This window comes from Corallococcus sp. CA041A (assembly GCF_003612075.1).
Classification (GTDB): domain Bacteria; phylum Myxococcota; class Myxococcia; order Myxococcales; family Myxococcaceae; genus Corallococcus; species Corallococcus exiguus.
The window spans coordinates 1-1,880 of record NZ_RAWF01000513.1 but is presented as its reverse complement, the minus strand read 5'-3'; the positions used below and the strand labels follow the sequence as shown (position 1 = coordinate 1,880).

General features: G+C 74.0%; 1 protein-coding gene and 1 pseudogene. Both read left to right on the top strand.

The window, feature by feature from the left end; translation table 11 throughout:
- A partial coding sequence (locus D7V77_RS41770) for an RDD family protein (RefSeq protein ID WP_120581703.1) occupies positions 1-529 on the top strand: 529 nt, incomplete at its 5' end.
- 50 nt (positions 530-579) lie between these two features.
- Positions 580-1,880: pseudogene (locus tag D7V77_RS41765) on the top strand (FrgA protein); the annotation flags it as partial.

Here is a 1,880-nt window from a genome sequence, read left to right as displayed (position 1 = left end):
CACCGCCCCCGCGAAGAAGTCGAAGGTCTCCGCGGCCCCGGCTGCCCCGGCCACGGGCGAGATTCACGCGCGGCCCGCCTCGCTGTGGCGCCGGCTGCTGTCCTTCACCGTCGACACCGCGGCCATCAGCGCCGTGGCGGCGGCCTACATCACCCTGGCCTCGTCGGTCGCGGGCGTGAAGGGTCCGCAGCCGGGGCTGACCGGGCTGGACGCCTTCGTCGCCTGGCTGCGCGCGCTGCACTCCGTGCTGCTGCCGGGCGTGGTCCTGGTGCTGGTGCTCGCCACCGTGTATTGCGCGGTCGCGGCCTTCCTGTGGAATGGACGCACCCTGGGACGATTGCTCCTGGGCCTGCGGCTGGTGGACACCCATGGCATGGCGCCCACCCCGGGCCGGGCCATCTTCCGGGCGCTGCTCGCCGGGCTTTCCTTCGTTCTCTTCCTGGGCGGGTTCTGGATGGCGCTGTTCGACCGCCGCGGACAGACGCTCCATGACAAGCTGACGTCCACCTTCGTCGTCCAACCGAGCTGAAACAGGCTCATTGTACCTTGCGGCCGCGGCCGTAAGATGCCGCGGCCTTCATGCCTTCGCGTCTTGCCCAGCACCTCGTCTCGCGCGCCCTCCTGTCCCAGGAGCAGGCCGGAGAGTTGTTGCGTCTGCACCAGGCCCAGGGAGGCCATGTGGACACCGCGCTCCTGGAGCGCGGCATGTCCGAAGCGGACGTCCTCGCGATGCTGGGCGAGGTCTCCGGCTTCCGGCCCGTGAACCTGGTGGACTTCGAGCCCAACCTCGAGGTCGCCAGCTTCATCCCCCCGAAAATCGCCGAGCGCCTGAGCGTCGTTCCCCTGTCCCTGGACGGCAACACGCTGCACGTGGCGTGCGCCTACCCGGTGCCCAAGAAGGAGCTGGACGAAGTCGGCTTCCTCCTGGGCAAGCCGCTGGAGCTGTGGGTCGCCATCGAGCTGCGGGTGCGCGAGTGGATCTCCATCATCTACCGCCAGCCGCTGACGCCCCGCTTCGTGCAGCTGGCCGCGGCGGTCGCCCAGCAGGCCGGAGCGCTCACGCCGCCCCCACCTCCGCCGCCAGACGACGAGTCGATGACGGTGGACATGGTGGAGCAGCTGGCGCGCAACGTGGCCCAGGAGCCCGTGCCCGCGGCAGCCCGTCCCGCCGCCGCGCGTGAGCCCGAGCCCGCGGACATCCCCCCGCCCGCGTACACGCGCGAGCCGCTGCGCCTGAACACCTCCGCGGGACCGGTGACGACGGCCCGCGCGGTCCAGCGCCCCACGCCGGCGCCGACGCCCACGGACATCCCGCCCCCCGCGTACACGCGCGAGCCCCTGCGGCTGAACATGCCGGGCACGCCCGCGCGCGCCACGCCTCCCGCGCAGGCTCCGAACCAGGGCGCGTCGGGGAACGCCGCGCCGCCGACCCTCTACCCGCCGGGAGAGCGTCCTCTACCGCCGCCGCAGCCCGTGCCCGTGCTGTTGCCCGTGGGTCCGGCCGGCACGTCCACCACCGCGCCTCAGGGGGGTCGACCCGCCGCGCCCGGTGCGTTCGCCACGCCGCCGCAGGCCGCGAGCCGTCCCGGCACCACCGTGCAGGGTCCCGCGACGCAGGGCTTCGGAGGACAGGGCCCCAACGCGCAGGGCATCTCCGCGACGCAGGGCTTCGGAGGACCGGGGCCCACCACGCAGGGCTTTGGCGGCCAGGGTCCCGCGACCACGGGCCAAGGTGCTCGACCGGGCACGCCCGTGCAGGGCCCCCAGGGCACCACCCCGGCCGCGCAGCCGGCACAGGGCCCCGCTCGACCGGGCACCACCGTCCAGACCTCGCAGGGCACGGCCCCCACGGCGCCTCCGTCCGCGAACCGCCCCAGCGC